General features: G+C 67.2%; 19 protein-coding genes. 10 read left to right on the top strand and 9 right to left on the bottom strand.

Going from position 1 to position 22,045, the window contains the following annotated elements; all coding sequences use genetic code 11:
- Positions 1-42: 42 nt before the first annotated feature.
- Genes sufD through FQ137_RS10860 form a run of 3 tightly spaced genes read right to left on the bottom strand, consistent with a single transcriptional unit; the run spans position 43 to position 3,442 of the window.
- The gene (sufD, locus tag FQ137_RS10870) at positions 43-1,251 is read right to left on the bottom strand and encodes a Fe-S cluster assembly protein SufD (protein ID WP_149292391.1); all 1,209 of its coding nucleotides are present in this window, start codon (positions 1,249-1,251) and stop codon (positions 43-45) included.
- 5 nt (positions 1,252-1,256) lie between these two features.
- Positions 1,257-2,708, bottom strand: coding sequence for a Fe-S cluster assembly protein SufB (gene sufB, locus FQ137_RS10865; RefSeq protein ID WP_149292390.1), 1,452 nt, complete (start codon positions 2,706-2,708; stop codon positions 1,257-1,259).
- The gene (locus FQ137_RS10860) at positions 2,705-3,442 is read right to left on the bottom strand and encodes a metalloregulator ArsR/SmtB family transcription factor (protein ID WP_149292389.1); all 738 of its coding nucleotides are present in this window, start codon (positions 3,440-3,442) and stop codon (positions 2,705-2,707) included. The genes sufB and FQ137_RS10860 overlap by 4 nt, the downstream gene beginning before the upstream one ends.
- Before the next feature lie 159 nt (positions 3,443-3,601).
- Here FQ137_RS10860 and mptB point away from each other — a divergent pair, with 159 nt between their 5' ends.
- The 4 genes from mptB to FQ137_RS10840 are packed head-to-tail and all read left to right on the top strand — an operon-like array spanning position 3,602 to position 7,959.
- Positions 3,602-5,209, top strand: coding sequence for a polyprenol phosphomannose-dependent alpha 1,6 mannosyltransferase MptB (gene mptB / locus FQ137_RS10855; RefSeq protein WP_149292388.1), 1,608 nt, complete (start codon positions 3,602-3,604; stop codon positions 5,207-5,209).
- 4 nt (positions 5,210-5,213) lie between these two features.
- A complete protein-coding gene (locus FQ137_RS10850; RefSeq protein ID WP_149292387.1) occupies positions 5,214-6,149 on the top strand; it encodes an ABC transporter ATP-binding protein in 936 nt (311 codons plus the stop codon).
- Positions 6,146-6,937: an ABC transporter permease gene (locus FQ137_RS10845; RefSeq protein WP_149292386.1), complete on the top strand. Its 792-nt coding sequence runs from the start codon at positions 6,146-6,148 to the stop codon at positions 6,935-6,937. Before FQ137_RS10850 ends, FQ137_RS10845 begins: the two co-directional genes overlap by 4 nt.
- 38 nt (positions 6,938-6,975) lie before the next feature.
- Entirely contained in the window at positions 6,976-7,959 is a 984-nt protein-coding gene (locus tag FQ137_RS10840; RefSeq protein WP_188064902.1) for a heme A synthase, read from the top strand.
- Positions 7,960-8,053: 94 nt separating this feature from the next.
- On the opposite strand, the gene FQ137_RS15585 is transcribed toward FQ137_RS10840, so the two are convergent.
- Positions 8,054-8,734, bottom strand: coding sequence for a hypothetical protein (locus FQ137_RS15585; RefSeq protein WP_255583994.1), 681 nt, complete (start codon positions 8,732-8,734; stop codon positions 8,054-8,056).
- 911 nt (positions 8,735-9,645) lie between these two features.
- On the opposite strand from FQ137_RS15585, the gene FQ137_RS10830 reads away from it, so the two are divergent.
- A complete protein-coding gene (locus tag FQ137_RS10830) occupies positions 9,646-10,614 on the top strand; it encodes a quinone oxidoreductase (RefSeq protein ID WP_149292385.1) in 969 nt (322 codons plus the stop codon).
- A gap of 20 nt (positions 10,615-10,634) precedes the next feature.
- Here FQ137_RS10830 and FQ137_RS10825 read toward each other — a convergent pair whose 3' ends face one another.
- Positions 10,635-11,651, bottom strand: a complete 1,017-nt coding sequence (locus FQ137_RS10825) for a heme o synthase (protein WP_370452358.1) — start codon at positions 11,649-11,651, stop codon at positions 10,635-10,637.
- 176 nt (positions 11,652-11,827) lie between these two features.
- Here FQ137_RS10825 and tkt point away from each other — a divergent pair, with 176 nt between their 5' ends.
- Genes tkt through pgl form a run of 5 tightly spaced genes read left to right on the top strand, consistent with a single transcriptional unit; the run spans position 11,828 to position 18,307 of the window.
- Positions 11,828-13,939, top strand: coding sequence for a transketolase (tkt, locus tag FQ137_RS10820; protein WP_149292384.1), 2,112 nt, complete (start codon positions 11,828-11,830; stop codon positions 13,937-13,939).
- Positions 13,936-15,042 (top strand): transaldolase, encoded by a 1,107-nt coding sequence (tal, locus tag FQ137_RS10815; protein ID WP_149292383.1) that lies wholly within the window; start codon positions 13,936-13,938, stop codon positions 15,040-15,042. Before tkt ends, tal begins: the two co-directional genes overlap by 4 nt.
- A 38-nt stretch (positions 15,043-15,080) precedes the next feature.
- Positions 15,081-16,619 (top strand): glucose-6-phosphate dehydrogenase, encoded by a 1,539-nt coding sequence (zwf, locus tag FQ137_RS10810; RefSeq protein WP_149292382.1) that lies wholly within the window; start codon positions 15,081-15,083, stop codon positions 16,617-16,619.
- Positions 16,604-17,536: a glucose-6-phosphate dehydrogenase assembly protein OpcA gene (locus tag FQ137_RS10805; protein ID WP_149292381.1), complete on the top strand. Its 933-nt coding sequence runs from the start codon at positions 16,604-16,606 to the stop codon at positions 17,534-17,536. Before zwf ends, FQ137_RS10805 begins: the two co-directional genes overlap by 16 nt.
- A gap of 48 nt (positions 17,537-17,584) precedes the next feature.
- Positions 17,585-18,307, top strand: a complete 723-nt coding sequence (gene pgl, locus FQ137_RS10800; protein WP_149292380.1) for a 6-phosphogluconolactonase — start codon at positions 17,585-17,587, stop codon at positions 18,305-18,307.
- A 91-nt stretch (positions 18,308-18,398) separates the two neighbouring features.
- Here the strand turns inward: pgl and secG are convergent, their stop codons facing one another.
- From secG to gap, 4 genes are all read right to left on the bottom strand, one after another.
- Complete coding sequence (secG, locus tag FQ137_RS10795) at positions 18,399-18,632, bottom strand: preprotein translocase subunit SecG (protein ID WP_149292379.1); 234 nt, start codon at positions 18,630-18,632, stop codon at positions 18,399-18,401.
- 121 nt (positions 18,633-18,753) lie between these two features.
- Positions 18,754-19,539, bottom strand: a complete 786-nt coding sequence (gene tpiA / locus FQ137_RS10790; RefSeq protein ID WP_149292378.1) for a triose-phosphate isomerase — start codon at positions 19,537-19,539, stop codon at positions 18,754-18,756.
- A gap of 29 nt (positions 19,540-19,568) precedes the next feature.
- Complete coding sequence (gene pgk / locus FQ137_RS10785) at positions 19,569-20,786, bottom strand: phosphoglycerate kinase (RefSeq protein ID WP_149292377.1); 1,218 nt, start codon at positions 20,784-20,786, stop codon at positions 19,569-19,571.
- Positions 20,787-20,927: 141 nt separating this feature from the next.
- Positions 20,928-21,944 carry a type I glyceraldehyde-3-phosphate dehydrogenase gene (gene gap / locus FQ137_RS10780; RefSeq protein ID WP_149292376.1) on the bottom strand — a complete coding sequence of 339 codons (1,017 nt, stop codon included), beginning with the start codon at positions 21,942-21,944 and terminating at the stop codon, positions 20,928-20,930.
- Between the last annotated feature and the right edge of the window lie 101 nt (positions 21,945-22,045).

Genomic DNA, 22,045 nt, shown 5'->3' with positions numbered 1-22,045 from the left:
TCTGTGAAAACTATCGGGGATGGTCTCTGGAACTGCCGCGGCTCACATGCCGGAGGACTGCAGTTCCAGCTCGACGGCCTCGGTGATCCGCTCGCGTACCTCGGGCACGCCGATGCGATCGATAACCTCGCCGAAGAACCCCCGGACCACGAGGCGACGCGCGTCGGACTCGGGGATGCCTCTCGACATGAGGTAGAACAGGTGCTCCTCGTCGAAGCGCCCGACGGCGCTGGCGTGACCCGCTCCGGCGATCTCGCCGGTCTCGATCTCGAGGTTGGGCACGGAGTCGGCGCGAGCCCCGTCGGTGAGGACGAGGTTGCGGTTCATCTCGTAGGTGTCGGTCCCCTCGGCCGCAGCGCGGATGATGACGTCTCCGATCCAGACCGTATGCGCGTCGGGCAGCGTCGACTTGGCGTCGCCCTGCAGCGCCCCCTTGTAGAGGATCCGGGAAGTGCAGTGGGGCACCGAGTGGTCGACCAAGAGCCGGTGTTCGATGTGCTGACCGTCGTCGGCGTAGTACAGGCCGTTGATCTTGACCGTGCCACCCGGGGCCGTGAAGTTTGCGAACGGCGCGATCCGCACGAGCTCGCCACCAAAGGTCACGGCGGTGTAGGTGAGGGTTGCGTCGCGACCGACCTGCAGATGGTGATTGGCCAGGTGCAGAGCGTCGTCGTCCCAGTCCTGGATCAGGACCACCTCGAGGTGCGCCGAGTCGCCGACGACAAACTCGACGTTCTCGGCGATCGTCCCCCCGCCGCGCTGGTCCACGACGAACGTGGCGTTGGCGAACGGCTCCAGGCGGATCTGGAAGTGGCCGTAGGCCAGCTCGCCCTCCCCGGGCCCGTCGACCGTGAGGTACACGGGCTCGTCCAGCACGGTCTCCTTGGCGACGGTGAGCACAGTCGCGTGCTCCACGGAGCAAAAGGCCTGGGCCGCCACGCGGTCGCGCGGTGCACCAGCCTGGCCGATCCGTCGGTCGTCCGTGCCGACGGTCTCGACCGCGAGTCCGTCACGCTCGGCCACGGAGACGAGCAGGTTGCCCGTGGCTGCGACGCGCGTTCCGTCGTGGATGCCGCGCAGCCGCTTGAGCGGGGTGAAACGCCAGATCTCGTCCTTGTGCACCGGTACCTCGAAGGCGCCGACGTCGAAGGATGAGAACTGGTCCCCCTTGGTCGCGTTGACGAGGATGCTGTTGCCCTTCGTGTCCGGCGCGGTGCCGGATCCGGTCGTGGGTGTAGTGGTGTCGGTCATAGTGGTCAGCCCACCGATCCTTCCATCTGGAGTTCGATCAGGCGGTTGAGCTCGAGGGCGTACTCCATGGGGAGTTCCTTGGCGATCGGCTCGACGAAACCGCGGACGATCATCGCCATCGCCTCATCCTCGGCCAGGCCGCGACTCATGAGGTAGAACATCTGGTCCTGGCTCACCTTGGAGACGGTCGCCTCGTGGCCCAGCGTCACATCGTCCTCGCGGATGTCGATGTAGGGATAGGTGTCCGACCGGCTGATGTTGTCGACCAGCAGGGCATCACACTCGACGTTGGACTTAGAGCCCTTCGCGCCGGCGTTGATCTGGACCAACCCGCGGTACGCAGAGCGGCCGCCCCCGCGGGCCACTGACTTGGAGACGATGTTCGAGGACGTATTAGGGGCCAGGTGGAGCATCTTGGACCCGGTGTCCTGGTGCTGGCCCTCTCCGGCGAACGCCACCGAGAGAACCTCACCCTTGGCGTACTCGCCGGTCATCCACACCGCCGGGTACTTCATGGTCACCTTGGAGCCGATGTTGCCGTCGATCCACTCCATGGTGGCGCCCTCTTCGGCCCGGGCACGCTTGGTGACGAGGTTGTACACGTTGTTCGACCAGTTCTGGATGGTCGTGTAGCGGCACCGGCCGCCCTTCTTGACGATGATCTCGACGACCGCCGAGTGCAACGAGTCCGACTTGTAGATCGGCGCCGTGCAGCCCTCGACGTAGTGCACGTAGGCGCCCTCGTCGACGATGATCAGCGTCCGCTCGAACTGGCCCATGTTCTCGGTGTTGATGCGGAAGTAGGCCTGAAGCGGGATGTCCACGTGGACACCCTTGGGGACGTAGATGAACGATCCGCCCGACCACACGGCCGCGTTGAGCGCGGAAAACTTGTTGTCGCCAGCCGGGATCACGGAGCCGAAGTACTCCTCGAAGTATTCGGGGTGCTCCTTGAGTGCGGTATCGGTGTCCAAGAAGATGACTCCCTGGCTCTCCAGGTCCTCACGGATCTGGTGATACACGACCTCGGACTCGTACTGAGCGGCGACACCGGACACCAGGCGCTGCTTCTCCGCCTCGGGGATCCCGAGCTTGTCGTAGGTGTTCTTGATGTCCTCGGGCAGGTCCTCCCAGCTGGTAGCCTGCTTCTCCGTGGAACGGACGAAGTACTTGATGTTGTCGAAGTCGATTCCGGACAGATCCGAACCCCAGGTGGGCATCGGCTTCTTGTCGAAGATCTTCAGTGCCTTGAGACGCTTGTCGAGCATCCACTCGGACTCGTTCTTCTTGGCGGAGATGTCACGCACGACCGCCTCGGACAGGCCGCGTTGCGCAGTGGCACCGGCGTCGTCCGAGTCGTGCCAGCCATAGTTGTACTGGCCGATGGAGGCGATTCGTTCCTCATCGGTGGTCGGCTCCGTGACGTCGGCCGTCACCTGATCTGGGGTGATGGTCATCGCACTGTCCTTTCGGCGGTCGGTGCCGACGCGGATGCGTCGGCGGGTGCAGGGATCGTGGCCGCGAGGTCGTTCACGGTAACAATCCCGGTCGGGATGTTCGTCGTGCAGGCGCAGTTGCCGCCCGCGATGGTGGCGAGTCGCTGGACGTGGGTGCCGACAAGCTCGGACACCACCTCCTGCTCGGCTGCACACAGTTCGGGGAACCTGGAGGCGACGTTCCATACCGGGCAGTGATGCTGGCAGATCTGCAGCCCCGTGCCAGCCTCCTCCACGGACGACGCGTACCCCGCCCCGGAGAGGGCGGTGGCGATGTCGACCGCCGCGCGCTCGACGTCCTCCGGCCCCTCGGCCGGGCGGACGTGACCGATCACCGAGCGAACGCGTTCACGGGCGAACTCGGTAACTGCCGCTGTGCCGCCGATGCGACGCAGAGCAGTCAGCGCCTCGACGGCCAGATGGTCGTAGCCGTGCCGAGCGGTGCTGCGTCCGGTGGCCGTCATCTGGAACGCCTTTGCCGGGCGACCGCGGGTGCCAGCCGGCCGGGTACGGACCGCTTCCACCTCGCCGCTCTCGACAAGGTGGTCCAAGTGGCGTCGCACACCGGCGGCTGTGAGTCCGAGCTCGTGCCCGATCTCGGTGGCCGTCAGTGCCCCACGCTCCAACAGGAGTTCCCGGATTGACGAGCGGGTGTCAGGACGCGTGCTGCTGTCGAACACGTGCTGCACGCTCATACGCCACTCCCTTCCGGTTATGCTCGGTGCGCCCAAGCGGGACGCACCTACTGATATTACGCAACACTTGTGTTTCGGAAATATTCCCCCACCCCCGGGCGCGCCTTGCCGGGGCGAGGTGTGTGCAACGACAGCGGCGGTGGAGGAAGGATCGGAACTGTGGCACGCGATTCTTCGAGGCGCGGTGCAGGGTCGGTCACCTCACGTCTTCACTCGCAGGAGCGGTTCACCGGATCGCCGGTGTCCGCGGAGATGGCCCGCCTGCGCCGCATTCGACGGATCGGCACCACCGCGGCGGTCGCGATGGCTGTTGGCGCGCTCGGTGCGGGAGCCTTGCCGGTCCTGCAGAACCCAATCGCCGGTGAGCGGCTGTTCGGGTTGTGGCTACGGCTGCAGCAGTCCTCGATGACGGTCGTCATGGTCGGGATGGTCACGGTCACCCTGTGCTGGCTGCTGCTGGCCCCCTACGTTCTGGGGCAGGATCGCCGGGGCCGGATCAGCGGCCGGATCGACCGGTCGACACTCGACCGGGTCATCGCTTCGTGGGCGCTTCCTCTCGCATTGGCGCCACCGATGTTCAGTCGGGACGTCTATAGCTATCTCGCCCAGGGGGCGATCGGCAATTCGCTCGACGATCCCTACCGCCTCGGCCCTGTCTCCGCACTGGGCGCAACTCACCCGCTCACCATCAACGTCCCCGACATCTGGCGTGATACGCCCAACCAATACGGCCCGTTGTTCTTGGGAATCCAGAAGGTCATCCACGGGCTCACCGGCGACGACGTGGTGCTCGGCACGATCCTGCACCGGGTCGTAGCGGTCTTCGGGATCCTCATGCTCGGCTGGGCCGTGCCGCGGCTCGCAGAGTACTGCGGCGTGTCAGACGTCGCCGCCCTTTGGCTGGCTGTGGCCAACCCCCTGGTGCTGTTCCACCTGGTCTCCGGCATCCACTCCGAATCTCTCATGATGGGACTGCTCGCGATCGGACTGGTCCTGGCGCTGCGTGCCGTGGACTCCGCCAAATCCGGGTGGCGCGACACCTTACTGTTCGTCCTGGGCACGGTCCTGGTCACCGGTTCGGCACTAGTCAAGCTCCCCACCGTGGTCGCTCTCGGATTCCTAGGCATGGCGCTTGCGAGGCGCTGGGGCGGCGGCGGGTCCGCCACCGTGCGCGCGGCACTGTCCATGCTCGTTGTCGGCGGCGTGACCACGGCGATGGCGATGCTCGTCACGTCGTCCGGTCTGGGCTGGATCACCAAGTTGGGCGCGGCCACCTCACTGCGGAGTTGGCTCTCCCCGCCCACGGCTATCGGTGTGATCGTCGGCGGCATTGGCCAGTATCTCGGGCTCGGGGACCACACAGAGCAGATCCTCGTCATGGTGCAGACCGCCGCGTTAGTGGCCGCCGGCGCATTCACCGTCCGCATGCTGTTCGCGGTCCAGTCCGGCCGGATCAACCCGGTTGGAGGGCTCGGGGTGTCCATGGCCGCAATCGTCCTGTGTTTTCCCGTCGTGCAGCCCTGGTATGTCCTGTGGGCTCTGATTCCGCTTGCGGCGTGGGCATCGCGGATGACCTTCCGACTCCCCGTGGTGGCGGTGAGCGCCGTGCTGGCCTGCTTCACCCTCCCACCGGGCGCGGGACTTCCCCCGTTCGTGACCGTTCAGGCCTGGGCAGCGACCGTGGTGGTGGTCGTGCTCCTGCTCATCGCGCTGTTCCGTTGGCCGGGGCTGTTGCGCTACCGCCTCCCGAACCGGCCTAGACTCTGAACCTGTGACTTCTCCGACGGACCCGCCCGCTCTGCACGTCGAGGGTCTCGTCAAGAGATTCGGCCCCACGACCGCCGTCGCAGGCCTCGACCTGCGCCTCGAGCGCGGGCAGGTCATGGCCCTGCTGGGCCCCAACGGTGCCGGCAAAACCACCACTGTCGAGATCTGTGAGGGATTCGTCCGTCCCGATGAGGGAACCGTGCGTGTCCTGGGTATGGATCCGGTCACCGACCGTCAGCAGGTCCGAAGCCGGATCGGGATGATGCTCCAGGGTGGCGGCTCCTACCCCGCTGCCCGGGTCGGTGAGATGCTCCGGCTGGTGGCGTCCTATTACGCTGACCCCCTCGATCCGGACTGGCTCCTCGGTGAGCTCGGGCTCAACGCGCACGCCAGAACCCCCTATCGCCGGCTGTCGGGGGGTCAACAACAACGGCTGTCCCTGGCTATCGCGGTCATCGGGCGGCCGGAGCTGGTCTTCCTCGACGAGCCGACCGCCGGTCTCGACGCCCAGTCACGCCGGGCCGTGTGGGACCTGGTTCACGCGCTGCGTCGCGACGGCGCCGCGGTACTGCTCACGACCCACCTCATGGACGAGGCTGCCTCGTTGGCCGATGAGGTCGTGATCATCGACCATGGCGGTCGCGTCGCCTCCGGGAGCCCGGCCGAGCTCGAACGCACCGGGGCCACCGAGGGCGTCACCCTCGTCGTCGACGGTGAGGTGGCCCCGTCTCTGCTCGCGGACGCACTCGGCGAGGAGCACACGGTCGCGGCCGGGGCCACTGCCGGAATCCTCGAGGTCAACGGCCCGGTCTCACCCGAAATCATGACCGCCATGTGTGCCGCTCTTGAGCGGTCCGGCGTCCAGCTCACCTCCCTGGCCACCCGCACCAGGAGCCTCGAGGAGGTCTTCCTCGACCTGACAGGACGGGATCTGCGATGACCCACGCCCAGACCGACGGCAACCGCTTCGCGCCAGGCACCTTCGCCCGGCCGTCCGCGCCAGCTTCCCACGCCCGGATGACCGCTGCCCAGACCCGCATGGAGCTGGCCCTGTTCCTGCGCAACGGTGAACAGCTCCTCGTGGCCCTGGTCATCCCCATCGCGATCCTGCTCGCCCTGACCACGATCGAGTTCGGCGCGGTGCCCGAGCCGCGGATCGACTACGCGATTACCGCGGTGCTGACCATCTCCGTGATGGGCACTGCCTTCACCGGCCAGGCGATCGCCGTGGGATTCGATCGACGTTACGGCGCCCTCAAACGCCTCGGCGGCACTCCCCTCCCGCCCGCCGTCATCATCGCGGGCAAGATTCTGGCGACGCTGGTGCTGGTTGCGGGTCAGGCGGTCGTCCTCGGCGCCATCGCCGCTCTACTGGGGTGGCGTCCCAGTGTCCCCGGAATGGCGGTCGGAGCACTCGTGATTGCTCTGGGATCGGTGGCGTTCTCTTCCATGGGACTACTGCTCGGGGGCACCCTGCGCGCGGAGATCGTCCTCGCGCTGGCCAACCTCATCTGGTTCGTGCTCATCGGTGGCGCCGGACTCGCGATCGGGGTGGTCGACCTGCCCTCCGGCGTGACGGACCTCCTCGTCGTCGTTCCCTCCTACGCGCTGACCACCGCATTGGGCACCGCACTCGGCGGCGGTCTGCCCGCTCTGGCCGCCCTGTCCTTGCTTTTGTGGACGGCGGCGTGCGGAGGACTTGCCGTGCGTCACTTCTCGTTCACCTGATAGCAGAACCCGGCGCCCTGCGGCCTAGAATCAGGCCCGTGACCTCGACTGCGCACGCCCAGACCTCCGGAACGCCGGCCGTGAGCGACCCCGGGCGGTTCGCCGGACCACTGTCCCGCCTGCCGATGCCGTCGATTCGCGTCCAGAAGGGTCTCGCACTCGCCAACGTCATCGCGCAGGTCGGCATCATGACCACCGGCGTCACCGTTCGCGTCACCGCCTCCGGCCTCGGCTGCGAGACGTGGCCGCAGTGCAACGAGGACAGCTTCGTTCCCGTCCCCGGCGCCATGCCGGCACTGCACCAAGCTGTCGAGTTCGGCAATCGCCTACTCACCTTTGTGCTCGCCGCGATCGCGGTGGCACTTCTACTCGCCGTGTACCGCGCAGGGCGCCGCCGCGGGATCAAGGCACTCGCCTGGGCGATGCCCGCTGGCATCCTCGCACAGGCCCTGATCGGCGGGATCACCGTGCTGGCCGGACTGGTGTGGTGGACCGTGGCGCTGCACCTGCTGCCCTCGATGATCCTCGCGTGGCTGGCGGCCGTCCTCTTCGTGCGCATCGGAGAGGACGACACCGCGCCGCGCCGACGGGTCATGCACCAGGTCATGACGTGGTTGACCTTACTGTCGGCCGTCCTGCTCACCGGGGTGCTCGCCACCGGAACGATGGTCACCGGGGCCGGTCCCCACGCCGGCGACGCCCGCATCAGCGCCGCAGACCGCCTCCAGATGCCCATTCAGTGGCTCGTCCACTTCCACGCCGAACTCATGGTGGGCTACGTCTGCCTGCTCATCGGCTTGCTGGCCGGGCTCATCGCACTTCGGACAGAGGGACCCGCGATCCGGCGGTGTGCGATCCTCATCGGGCTCATCGCGGCACAGGCGGTCATCGGGATTACTCAATACCAGCTCGGGGTCCCCGAGCTCCTGGTCGTGGCGCACGTGACGCTCGCAGGCGCGATTACCGCCGTCACGAGTGCACTGTGGGCAGCGGGGGTCATCAGAGACCGCATTCCCGCCTAGCCGGTCGGGGTGCGCCCCGACCGAGCATCGCTCCCTGCGAGCCAACGACAGCGGCCCCGCCATCCGGCGGGGCCGCTGAGGTTCTTACGGGGAATCAGACCAGCGAGCCCGATCCCGCCATTCGCTTCCAGTGCCCGGCCGGAACATCGGTACGAGAGACCAGCTCGCGCGTCCAGTCGGAACCAGTGAGGCCGGGGATCCCGTCGCGAACTGCCTCGGCATCCGAGAGTCGGTCGACCATCGTGTCGCCGAGCACCCCATCCGCGCCGATCAGGGTGATGCGGACCCCGCGGCGGCCCACAGGCTGGATGACTACATCCGCCGAGCCGCCGTGTCGGGCCAGGAACTTCTCGACGACCTTCACCGTCTTGGCCGGAGGGGTCGGGCCGGCCGGAACCGGCGCGGGCTCGATCTTCTCCGCGGGAGCCTTCTCGGCCGGCTGAGCCTTCGCGGCGGCAGGCTTCTCCTTCTCCATCGAGGCCTCATCGACCGAGGTCGTGGCCGCCGGCTGAGATGCAGCCGGCGAGTCCGCGGGACGGTCGGCTGCGGACGGTGCGGATTCGGCCGAGCTCGCGGCCTCCGAACTCTCAGCCTTGTCGTTTACCTGCGCGGCAGGGGCAGCAGGCGCGGTGGCGCCACCCAACGTCAGGCCTCCGGACTTCCCGCCACCCGGCGCCTTGGCCTTGCCCCCGCCGCCCAGAGCGAGACCACCGGACTTCTTCTCCGCCGGCGACTCGTCCTTCTTCTCCGCCGACGCCTTGTCGGCCTTCTGCAAAGCGGGAGCTGCGTCGTCCGCTGGGGCGGCGGACGAGGCGACTGCTGCCGGCTTTGTTTCGTCCGCTGGCGTCTCGTCCTTCCGGCCGCTTCCGGCGGCCGCAACCGCGCCAGCTGCCGCCGCAGCTCCGGCCCCCCCACCCAGGACGAGTGTGCTGGCCGACCCTCCGCCGGGGGCCTTGGCAGCGGAACTTCCCCCGAGCTTCAGTCCCCCGCCGGACGAAGCCGCCGGAGCGGGCTGTGGTTGAGCGGATTCTGTCGAAGTGGTCTGAGTCGGAGTGGCAGCTGGCTTCTCCGACGGCGCCACCTCCGGGGTCTGCTCGGTACCGCCGGAAGATACTGTCTGCCGCGATCCGGTCGACTCCGATGTGTCCCCGGATGGGGCCTCGGTTGCCGCAGAGGTTGTTGACGCCGCGGTCGGTGCGGATGACGACGAGGCGCCGGGATCGCCACCGTCAACCTCGGTGATCCGTGAACCGTGCAGCGTGGACTCACCTCCGCCTGGGGCGCGTGGGGCGCGGCGCCCGATGGCGATTCCACTGCCCGCGGGGGCATTCGCGTCTTGCGCGGGCGACGCCTTAACCGAGGATGCTGCACCCTGTGCAGGCTCGGCGACTTCCGGGGACGCAGTTTCCGGAGCCTGCGTCTGGGGTGTCGACGTCGACGGAGCGTCCCCGGCGGCCGCCGGGGATGGGCTGGGCGCGGTTGCCGCCCCGGACCCACTCGTGACGATCTCGGGCCCTCCGTTCTTCCGGACTCGCGGCCCCCCGGCGTACTGAGAAAGGATCTGCAGGCTCATGGGGGTAGCCTATCGCCTCCCCCACCCCTCGTCCGCCGGCACTCCCACGTATGAGCGAACCGGAGGCCGTGCACCGGCTGCGTCTGGCGCTGCCCTGTCAGATACTGACTGTTATGAGAGCAATTGAGATCTCCAGGCACGGCGGGCCCGAGGTGCTCACGTCGGTCGAGGTGGGCGTGCCCTCACCGGGCCCCGGCGAGGTACTGGTGCGGACCACCGCTATCGGGGTCAATTACATCGACACCTATTTCCGCGAGGGCCTCTACTCCCGCGACCTGCCCTTCATCCCGGGTAGCGAAGGGGCCGGTGTGGTCGAAAAACTTGGTGAGGGCACGCCTGACCTGACTGTCGGCGACAGGGTGTCGTGGTGCCAGGTACCCGGCTCGTACGCTCAGTACATCGTGGCACCGGCCGAGTCGCTGGTGACGGTGCCCGAGGGGATCGACGACGAGGTGGCGGCATCGATGCTGCTGCAGGGGCTCACTGCGCATTATCTGATCACTGACACCCACAGGGCCGTACCCGGTGACACCGTGATGATCACCGCCGGAGCGGGCGGAGTCGGTCAATTGCTTATCCAGTTGGCCACAACCCGCGGATACCAGGTCATCACCACCACTTCGACGGAAGAGAAGGCGGAACTGTGTCGGAATCTGGGGGCGCACCACGTGCTGCTCTACCCCGACGCAACGCCGGGGAAGGTCCGCGAGTTGTCCGGAGGCGGCGTCTCCGTGGTGTTCGACGGGGTGGGCAGAGACACGTTCGACGACAGTCTGGCCTCACTGGCCCGCCGTGGGACTCTGGTGCTGTTCGGAGCGGCGAGCGGTCCGGTTGCCCCGGTGGACCCGCAGCGGCTCAACGCGGCCGGCTCGGTGTTTCTCACGCGGCCGAGCCTCGGTGACTTCATTGCCGACACCACCGAGTTCCGGGATCGAGCCGGCGAGGTCCTCGGGGGGATCGTAGACGGCTCGCTGAGGCTGAGCGTGGGCGCGACGTACGGGCTCTCGGAGGCGGCGGAGGCACACCGAGCGCTCCAGTCCAGGGAAACCACCGGATCCGTCACGCTCGATCCCGCTCGCTGAGCAGCGGGTGGGGCGGCCGGTCAGGCGATCTGGAGCATTTCCGCCACCGTCTGGAGTCCGAGGACCGCGTCGACGGACAGTGCGACGAACACTCCGGCGAGGTAGTTGTTCGACAGGATGAACAGCTTGAGGGGCTTGACCTCCATCCCGCGCCGCACACCGGCTTCCAGGCGGTGGGCCATGACGATGAACCACACGCCGAAGCCGACGGCGCCGGCCGCGTACACCCAGCCGGCCGCGGGAATCAACGCGAACGTGCACAGGACCGTCACCCACGTGTAGATGGTGATGCGACGGGTGACGCCCTCCGGCGACATGATCACCGGCAGCATCGGTACGCCGGCAGCCTCGTAATCCTCCTTGTAGCGCATTGCCAGCGCCCAGGTGTGCGGAGGCGTCCAGAAGAAGATGACGAGGAACAGCACCACCGCCTGCCACCAGTTGTTCGGGTGACCGTCCGGCAAATTGTCAGTGATGACGGCCCACGACACGAACACCGGCATACACCCGGCGGCCCCGCCCCACACCACGTTCTGGGCGGTGCGGCGCTTGAGGATCATCGAGTAGACGATGACGTAGAAGAGGATCGTGATGAGGATAAAGAAGGCGGCGAGCCAGCTGTTCGCGAGGAGACCGAGCCAGAGCATGCTGGCCACGCCGAGCACCAGTCCGAAGATCAGCGCGGCACGGGGGGTGATCGCGTGGCGTGCGAGCGGACGGCGCTCGGTTCGCTTCATCACCTGGTCGATGTCGTAGTCGACCACCATGTTGAGGGAGTTCGCGCTCGCTGCGCCCATCCACCCACCGACCAAGGTCAACAAAACGAGCGACAGGTGGATGTGGCCGCGATCGGCTTGCAACAATGCCGGGATCGCGGCGACGAGCAGCAATTCGATGACGCGTGGCTTGGTGAGGGCGATGTACGCCATCACCACGTCGACCACACGGGCTCGCCCGCTCGCCGGAGCCGGCCGCCCCGTGGACTCTGGAGGAGGGGACGACGGCCCCTCACTCCGGGTCGGGGTGGAATCGTGCACCGGAACTCCTCGCAGCAGACGTGAACGCACTACTCGGCCGATACTACGTTCCTCCTGCGCGGTCTGCGAAAGGGCGGGGGCGGGGACTGCATGACCCGCTACGCCCGCGACCACTAAGGTGGTTCACGACATACGCGCGGATCCGCGCCGCACCCTCAGACCCGGGAGAACCACAAGTGACCAGCGCGTCGGAGATCACCGAGCTCACCACTGCACGCCATCCGTCCGACTGGACGGAACTCGACACCCGCGCCGTGGACACCGCTAGGGTCCTCGCGGCCGAGGCGGTGCAGAACTGCGGTAGCGGCCACCCTGGTACCGCGATGAGTCTCGCGCCGCTCGCCTACACGCTGTACCAGCGGATCATGCGACACGACCCGTCCAATCCGACGTGGGTCGGCCGGGACCGCTTCGTCCTGTCGTGTGGGCATGCCTCGCTCACCCAGTACATCCAGTTGTACTTCGCCGGCTTCGGGTTGGAACTGGAGGACATCAAGGCGCTACGAACCTGGGGTTCCAAGACGCCCGGGCATCCGGAGTGGCGACACACCGCGGGCGTCGAGATCACGACCGGCCCGCTCGGACAGGGACTGTCCGCCGCCGTGGGCATGGCAATGGCCGCGCGCTACGAGCGCGGACTGTTCGATCCGGACACCTCGCCCGGCAAGAGCCCGTTCGACCACTTCATCTATGTGATCGCGTCTGACGGTGACGTGCAGGAGGGGGTCACCGCCGAGGCGTCCTCACTGGCCGGGACCCAGCAGCTCGGCAACCTGATCGCGATCTACGACGACAACGAGATCTCGATCGAAGACGACACGAAGATCGCGTTCAACGAGGATGTCGCAGCGCGGTACGAGGCTTACGGCTGGCACGTCCAGACCGTGAACGGTGGTGAGGACGTTGCCGCCATCGAGGAGGCGATCGCGGACGCGCGTGCGGTCACCGACAAGCCGTCCCTCATCGTCCTGCGTACGGTCATCGCCTATCCGGCACCCACCATGATGAATACCGGGGCCTCGCACGGTGCGGCTCTCGGCCAGGACGAGGTCGACGCGGTCAAGGAGGTGCTCGGCATGGGCGGCACCGAACCGTTCACCGTCGAGGACGAGGTGATTGCGCACACGCGGGCCGCCCGGGACAGGGGTGCGCGCGTCCACGCGCAGTGGAGCGACATGTTCCACGCCTGGGCGGAGGCGAACCCCGAGCGTAAGCTGCTGTTCGACCGCCTCTACTCGGGCGAGCTCCCAGACGGGTGGGATAGCGGACTTCCCACCTGGGACGCCGATCCCAAGGGTGTCGCCACACGCAAGGCGTCGGCCGAGGCGATCCAAGCCCTGGGGGCCACTCTCCCCGAGCTGTGGGGCGGCTCCGCGGACCTGGCTGGCTCCAACAACACACCCATCAAGGACGCGGATTCCTTCGGTCCGTCCACGATCTCGACCGATACGTGGACCGCGTCCCCGTACGGACGAAACCTTCACTTCGGTGTCCGTGAACACGCCATGGGCGCGATCCTCAACGGCATCGCCCTCCACGGCCCGACCCGGCCATACGGCGGGACATTCCTCATCTTCAGTGATTACATGCGCCCGGCCGTCCGCCTGGCCGCGCTCCAGGGGAGCAACGCCTACTACGTCTGGACGCACGATTCGATCGGCCTCGGCGAAGACGGGCCCACCCACCAGCCGGTCGAGCAGCTCGCGGCACTACGCGCCATCCCGGGTCTGGCGGTGCTGCGCCCGGCGGACGCCAACGAGACCGCTGCAGCGTGGCGCGCCATGCTCAAGGCATTGGACGGGCCCAAGGGTCTGTGCCTGACCCGCCAGAACGTACCGGTCCTCGAGGGCACGAAGGAGCTCGCACGGGAGGGTGTCGAACGTGGTGGCTACGTCCTCGTCGAGGCGTCCACCGGCACGCCCGAGGTCATCCTCATCGGCACCGGGTCGGAGGTCCAGTTGGCGGTTCAGGCCCGAGGGGTCCTCGAGTCGGAGGGCGTGCCGACCCGTGTGGTCTCCATGCCGTGTGTGGAGTTCTTCGACCAGCAGGACGCGGACTACCGAGAGTCGGTGCTTCCCCGCTCAGTCCGCGCCCGTGCCAGCGTCGAGGCCGGCATCGCGATGCCGTGGCACCGGTTCCTCGGAGACGCCGGGCGGGCCGTCTCGCTCGAGCACTTCGGCGCCTCGGCGCCCTACCAGACCCTGTTTACCGAATTCGGGATCACCGCAGACGCTGTGGTCTCGGCCGCCCGCGAGTCGCTCGCGGCCGTTGCTGGGGAGGCATCATGACCAACGCTAATCTCGCTGCCCTGAGCGCCGCCGGCGTCTCCGTGTGGCTCGACGATCTTTCTCGCCAGCTCCTTGCCTCCGGCGAACTCGAGAATCGGATGTCCGCATATTCGATTGTCGGTGTGACGACCAACCCGGCCATTTTCCAGTCGGCGTTGGCGGACTCCTCCGCGTACGAGAGTGCGCTCACCGACGCAGTCCACGCCGACCGCGATGTGGACTCGGTCGTACGGGCGCTGACCACGTCGGACGTCCGTGACGCGTGTGACGTCCTGGCCGGCGTTCATCGGGCGACCGACGGTGTGGATGGCCGCGTCTCCCTCGAGGTCGATCCGAGGCTGGCGGATGACACCGCCGCGACCGTCACGCAGGCGGTCGAGCTCTCCGAGGTGGTTGACCGGCCGAACGTCATGATCAAGATCCCTGCGACAGCCGCGGGGCTGCCGGCCATCACGGACGTGATCGGTAAAGGCATTGACGTCAACGTCACTCTGATCTTCTCCGCGGAGCAGTACCGAAAGGTCGCGCAGGCATACCTGACCGGACTCGAGCAGGCCGCCGCAGCCGGGCACGACCTGTCCACCATTCACTCCGTGGCCTCAGTGTTCGTCTCCAGGCTCGACTCCGAGATCGATTCCCGCCTCCCGGAGACCTCTGATCTGCGGGGCCAGGCTGGGCTGGCGAACGCGCGCCTCTGTCAGGAGGTCTTCGACGAGGTATTCGATCCGGCGGGGCGCTTTGGCGAGCTCGCCGACCGCGGAGCCCGGCCCCAGCGGCTGCTCTGGGCCTCGACCGGAGTCAAGGATCCGGCCTACCCGGACACTCTGTATGTGACCGGTCTGGTTACTCACGGCACGGTGAATACCATGCCGTTCGCCACCATCGAGGCGTTCGCGGACCACGGCGTCGTGACTGGTGATACGGTCCGCGACACGGCCGAGGACTCCCGCGCCACCCTTGAGGCGTTGCAGGGCGAGGGTATCGACCTCGACGAGGTCTTCGCGCTCCTCGAACAGCAGGGCGTGCAGAAGTTCGTCACCGCCTGGGACGACCTGCTCGACACGGTAAGGGCGCGGATCGACGAGATCCCGACAGGGTCGTGATCGGCCCGGACAGCGGGGGAAGACGGGACGTCGCAGACGTGGAGGGGACCCCGGAGGGGTGGCGCAATCCACTCCGCGACCCACGGGACCGTCGCCTCCCCCGGATCGCGGGCCCGTCCGGTCTCGTGATCTTCGGTGTCACCGGCGACCTGTCCAAGAAGAAGCTCATCCCCGCCATCTACGACCTGGCCAACCGCGGCCTGCTTCCGCCGGGGTTCTCCTTGATCGGCTTCGGTCGCCGACGGTGGTCGCACGAAGAGTTCGCCGGTTTCGCTCGTGAACAGGCGCGGGAGCGGTGCCGGACCCCGTTCCGAGAGGACGTGTGGGAGCAGCTCGCCGCCGGTTTGAGGTTCGTCACGGGGACGTTCGACGACGACGACGGCTTCGACCGCCTGGCGGACCAGCTCGGGGCCCTCGAAGAAGAACGCGGCACGGCCGGAAATTACGCGTTCTACCTCTCCATCCCCCCGGACGATTTCCCGATCGTGTGCCGACACCTCGATCGCACTGGGTGCACCCGGGCACCTGAAGGCTCCTGGCGTCGGGTGGTCATCGAGAAGCCGTTCGGGCACGATCTCACCAGCGCACGCGAGCTTAATGACGTGGTGGGGGCGGTCTTCCCCGAGGACTCGGTGTTTCGGATCGATCACTACCTGGGGAAAGAGACTGTCCAGAACATCCTCGCCTTGCGTTTCGCCAACCAGCTCTTCGAGCCGGTATGGAATGCCAATCATGTCGACCACGTCCAGATCACCATGGCGGAGGACATCGGCCTGGGTGGCCGCGCCGGATACTACGACGGCATCGGCGCGGCCCGGGACGTCATCCAGAACCATCTCATCCAGCTGATGGCGTTGGTCGCGATGGAGGAACCGACCGACTTCTCCGCCGCAGCGCTCCGGGCGGAGAAGACCAAAGTCCTCGAATCGACCTCGCTCGCGTTGCCGATTGCGGAGACCGCGGCGCGAGGTCAGTACACAGGGGGCTGGCAGGGGTCCGAGCAAGTGGTGGGACTCAAGGACGAGGAAGGCTACGACCCGTCTTCGACCACCGAGACCTACGCTGCGATCACGCTCGAAGTTCACAACCGGCGTTGGGCGGGGGTCCCGTTCTACCTCCGCACCGGCAAGCGGCTGGGGCGGCGGGTGACCGAGATCGCCGTGGTCTTCCGCCGCGCTCCCCACCTGCCGTTCGACGCGACTATGACCCAGGAGCTCGGCCAGAACGCGCTGGTCATCAGGGTTCAGCCCGATGAGGGCGTCACGCTGCGCTTCGGTTCCAAGGTTCCGGGCACGGCGATGGAGGTCCGCGACGTCAACATGGACTTCGCCTACGGCGAGGCGTTCACCGAGTCCTCCCCCGAGGCCTACGAACGACTCATCCTCGACGTCCTCCTCGGTGAGCCCTCGCTCTTCCCGGTCTCCCGCGAGGTCGAACTGAGCTGGCAGCTCCTCGACCCCGTCCTGCGGGAATGGGAGTCGAATGGGACGCCCGAGCAGTACCAGGCGGGTACGTGGGGGCCGAAGGGCGCCGACGAGATACTGGCCCGGAGCGGCCGCACATGGAGGCGACCGTGATCATCGACCTACCGGACACCTCCACCCGTGACATCTCCAAGAAACTAGTGCAGATCCGTGAGGAGGCCGGACTGAGCACGATCGGCCGGGTCCTCACTCTGATCGTCCTCACCGATCACGTCCGGGGCAGCGAATCCGCGATCGAGGCGGCCAACGAGGCAAGTCGCGAACACCCGTGCCGGGTCATTGTGGTCATCCGAGGACCCCGGGCGGACGCCGACAGGCTCGACGGTCAGATCCGGGTCGGGGGGGACGCAGGGGCCGCGGAGGTCGTCGTGTTGCGGACCTCCGGAGCCATGGCCTCCCAGTCGGCCTCACTCGTCACGCCTCTGTTGCTGCCGGACACCCCGCTGGCCGTGTGGTGGCCCCGCCACTCCCCCACTCTGTTGTCCCAGGATCGGGTGGGCAGACTCGCCCGGCGTCGAATCGTCGATTCCGATGCCGAGGGCCATCCCACCGATGCCCTGGCCAAGCGGGCCGCCGGCTATTCGCCGGGCGACACCGACCTAGCGTGGGCACGCATCACACACTGGCGTTCATTGCTCGCGGCGACACTCGACCGCCCGCCGTTCGAGCCGATCACAGGAGCGACTGTGTGCGGCCCGGAGCGGGCGGCCTCGGTGGACCTGGCCGGTGGATGGCTCGCATCCCGGCTCGGGATAGATGTCCTCCGTGCTGTCGGTCCGAGCATGGTCGTGCTGGAGCGGGCGTCCGGGTCCATCGTCCTCGAACAGATCAATGCGACCTCCGCCGAGCTACGCATCACCGGCCAGGCACCCACGCGGGTCGCGCTGGTCGGTCGCAGTATCGCCGACTGTCTGGCAGAGGAGCTACGGCGAATGGACACCGACGGGGTTTACGCCGATGCGCTGGCCAATCACGATCGGGTCATCTACACCTCGGCCTCGGTACGCTGAGAGGAGCTTTCGACAGTTCCCACTCACACCATCACCACAGGAGCGCCGATGTCAGTCAGCCGTCATCTCGTACACCCTGATGTGGAGGCTCTCGCCGAAGCGGCAGCCCTCGCCGTCGCCGGGCACCTCACCGAACGGATCGCTGCGGCCGGGAGCGCGACCCTGTCCCTGACGGGCGGCTCGCTCGGTGTGAAAACCGCCGCCGCGCTCGCTGGCGGCGACATCGACTGGGATTGCGTGACCATTTATCTCGGTGATGAGCGCTTCGTCCCCGCCGACGACCCGGAACGCAACGACGGGCAACTGGACGCCGTCCTGCTCGGAGAGATCGCTGACCGCGCCACCGTTCACCGTTGGCCGGCCCGTGGCCCGGAGTTCGACGACGTCGATGCCGCGGCCGAGGCATTCCTTGCGTCGGTGGAGCTGCCCACGGGCGATGAGCCCCTGTTCGATGTCACCCTCCTGGGAATGGGGCCCGAAGGCCACATCGACTCCATCTTCCCGCACACCCCAGCCGTCGAGGAATCGGAACGGCTCGCGGTGGGGGTGCGTGACTGCCCCAAACCCCCGCCGGAGCGTCTCACCTTCACCCTCCCCGCCGTGCGGCGGTCGCGCCACGTCCTCGTCGTAGCCGCCGGGGACGGGAAGGCCCAGGCCGTGGCGAACGGCCTCGGGGGTGCCGATCCCGCGGACTGGCCCGTCGCCGGAGCGGTGGGAACGGAGTCGACCACCTACCACCTGGACGGTCCGGCCGCCTCGATGCTGGGCTGAATACACAGAAGCGGGGTGCGTCCTTTCCATGGATCGGAAGGGACGCACCCCGCTTCGGCGGCCCGGTAGGGCCCGCCATAGGACTGGACGGTCAGCCGAACCTGACCATGAGCCCGACCGCCACGATGGCGATGACCCACAGGATCGCCACGACCACCGTGACGCGGTCGAGGTTCCGCTCGACGACGCTGGAACCGGAGAGGCTGGACTGGACACCTCCGCCGAACAGCGAGGACAAGCCGCCACCCTTGCCGCGGTGCAGCAGGATGAACAGCATCAGCAGCAGGCTGGTGATGACGAGGAAGATGTCCAGGGCGAGCTTCATGTAGAGATCGTGCCTCACGTCGGTCGGGCGGTCGGGTGCGACCGCTACAGACTACCCGGTCGGGTGTCCGCGTCTAATCCAGGCGCGCTCGGCCCGTCAAGAACCGGCGCGCCGGGACTTCTCAGGGCAGAGGACCGCCGGCGGCGATCGCGGACAACTGCGCGAACTCGTCGGGTTTGAGCGACGCCCCGCCCACCAGTCCGCCGTCGACATCGGTCTGCTCAAGGAGCTCGGCGACGTTGGACGCGTTGACGCTGCCTCCGTACAGGATCCGCATCTGCTCGGCCGTCGAGGCGTCGGACAGGTCCGCCACAGCTGAACGGATGGCGGCGCAGACCTCCTGGGCGTCGGCCGCCGACGCGGTCTTGCCGGTCCCGATCGCCCACACCGGTTCGTAGGCAATCACAGTGGAGGTCAACTGGTCCTTGGACAGACCGGCCAGCGATCCCTTGAGCTGGTTGACGACGAAGTCGACGTGCTCACCGGCCTCTCGTACCTCCAACTTCTCGCCGACGCACACGATCGGGGTCAGCCCATGCCGATGACAGGCGGCCGACTTAGCGGCGACAAGCTCGTCGGTCTCCGCGTGGTAGTCCCGACGCTCGGAGTGGCCCACGACAACGTAGGTGCAGCCGAGCTTGGCGAGCATCGCTGCGGAGATCTCACCTGTGTAAGCACCGGACTCGTGGACGGAGACGTCCTGGGCGCCGTAGGCGAAGCCGAGCTTGTCGCCCTCGATGACTATCTGGACGCCCCGGATGTCGGTGAACGGGGGGATGAACGCCACGTCCACCTTCTCCAGATACTTGTCCGGGAGTGCAAAGGCGACCTTCTGCACGAGTGCGATCGCCTCGAGGTGGTTGAGGTTCATCTTCCAGTTGCCGGCGATGAGCGGGGTGCGTGCCATTTTCTCTCCTGTGGTCTCGGGTGTCCGGGTCAATTACTGCGCTCGAGGGCGGTGACCCCGGGCAGCTCCTTGCCCTCGAGGTACTCCAGCGAGGCTCCACCGCCCGTGGAGATGTGGGAGAAGTTCTCTTCGCCGAGGCCCAGCGTGCGTACTGCCGCAGCGGAGTCGCCGCCGCCGACCACCGAGAATGCGCCGTTCCTGGTCGCCGTGATGATGGCCTCCGCAACCCCCCGCGTCCCGGCAGAGAATGCCTCGAATTCGAACACGCCCATGGGGCCGTTCCAGAACACAGTCTTGGCGACGGACAGTTTCTCCGTGAACGCCTGGACCGATTCGGGGCCGATGTCCAGGCCCATCTTGCCGTCGGGGATCGCGTCGGCGGGGACCGTGGTGTGCGGAGCGTCGGCGGCGAACCCGTCGGCCGCCACCACATCGACGGGCAGGCTGATGACGTCGCCGTACTTGGCGAGTAGGTCCTTGCAGGTGTCGATCATCTCCTCCTGCAGCAGGGATGAGCCGACTCCGTGGCCCTGCGCTGCAAGGAAGGTGAAGCACATCCCACCGCCGATTACGAGGGTGTCGACCTTGGGTGCAAGGGCCTCGATCACGGCGATTTTGTCGGACACCTTGGACCCGCCCAACACCACCGCGTAGGGGCGTTCGGGGTCGCCGCTGAGGTTTGAGAGGACCTCGACTTCACTCTGGACGAGATCGCCGGCGTAGGCCGGAAGGACCGCGGCGACGTCGTACACGGAGGCCTGGGCGCGGTGCACCACGCCAAAGCCGTTCGAGACGAACGCGCCGTCCTCGCCCACCAGGCTCGCGAGCTCCGCGGCGAATTCGGCTCGTTGCGATTCGTCCTTGCTCGTCTCACGCGGGTCGAACCGCACGTTCTCCACCAGGAGCACGTCGCCATCGGTCAGACCATTGGCGCGTTCGCGGGCATCCGGCCCCACCACATCGCCTGCGAGCTGAACGTAGCGTCCTAGCTCGTCTCCGAGTTTCTCCGCCACGGGGGCGAGCGAGAACTCGGGATCGGCCTCACCCTTGGGGCGGCCGAGATGCGCTGTGATCACCAGTGCCGCACCGGCGTCGAGCAGTGCGTTGAGCGTGGGCAGCGACGCGGTGATACGACCCGCATCGGTGATGGTCTTGCCGTCGAGCGGGACGTTGAGGTCGCAGCGGACGAGAATCTTGCGACCCTCTACGCCGGCATCGAGCAGGTCGTTGAGCGTGCTCACGGCCATATGGTGGAACTCCTGTCGGATGAACGGTGGGAATGTGGAGTGGAACGGGACCGAGCCATGCGCTCCGGGCCCGGCCGGGATGCTCGTGGCGTCCCGGACCGGGCCCGGTGGTGATGCTGGGTGGTCAGCCGCGCAGCCGTCTTACAGCGACTTGCCGACCAGGTCGATGAGGTCGGCGAGGCGGTTGGAGTAACCCCACTCGTTGTCGTACCAGGAGGCGATCTTGACCTGACCGTCGATCGCCTTGGTCAGCGGCGCGTCGAAGATGGACGAGTGCGGGTCGCCGACGATGTCCGAGGAGACGATCGGGTCCTCGGTGTACTTGAGGATGCCCTTCATGGGTCCCTCGGCGGCAGCACGGATCGCGGCGTTGACCTCGTCGACACTGGCCTTCTTCTCGAGCTCGACCGTGAGGTCGGTGAGCGAGCCGGTGGGCAGCGGGACACGCACGGCGTAGCCGTCAAACTTGCCCTTGAGCTCGGGCAGGACCAGCGCTACGGCCTTGGCCGCACCGGTGGAGGTGGGCACCATGTTGATGGCGGCGGCGCGGGCGCGACGCATGTCGCTGTGGGGCGCGTCCTGGAGGTTCTGGTCCTGGGTGTACGCGTGGACGGTCGTCATGAGGCCCTTGATGATGCCGAACTCGTCGGACAGGACCTTGGCGACCGGGGCGAGGCAGTTGGTGGTGCAGGAGGCGTTGGAGATGATCGTCTGCGAACCGTCGTACTGGTCGTCGTTCACGCCCATGACGATCGTGATGTCCTCATTCTTGGCCGGCGCCGAGATGATGACCTTCTTGGCCCCACCGTCGAGGTGGCCGCGCGCCTTGTCAGCGGACGTGAAGATGCCCGTGGACTCGACGACCACGTCGACGCCGTAGTCGCCCCACGGCACGGAGGACGGACCCTCCTTGATCGCGAGGGCCCCGATCTTGGTGTCACCGACCGTGAGGGAGTTGTCGTCGAAGGTGACATCCTTGCCCAGGCGCCCGAGGATCGAGTCGTACTTGAGGAGGTGAGCGAGCATGTCGTTCGTGGTCAGGTCGTTGACGGCCACGATCTCGATGTCCGTCTTGCCTTCGGCCTTGAGAGCCTCCACCGCGCGGTAGAAGTTGCGGCCGATACGTCCGAATCCGTTGATGCCTACGCGCACGGTCACGTGTTGTCTCCTTATTGGTGGTGCGAGAACGCTTGACGACACCGGGGTCGGGTGGAGCCCGGCACGTGACCCAGACTACCCGCCGCGGATCGCTGCCGTGC

The organism is Dietzia sp. ANT_WB102, assembly GCF_008369165.1.
In the GTDB taxonomy this organism is placed as follows: domain Bacteria; phylum Actinomycetota; class Actinomycetes; order Mycobacteriales; family Mycobacteriaceae; genus Dietzia.
The sequence above is the reverse complement of the archived record's forward strand: the minus strand, read 5'-3'. Positions and strand labels throughout refer to the sequence as shown.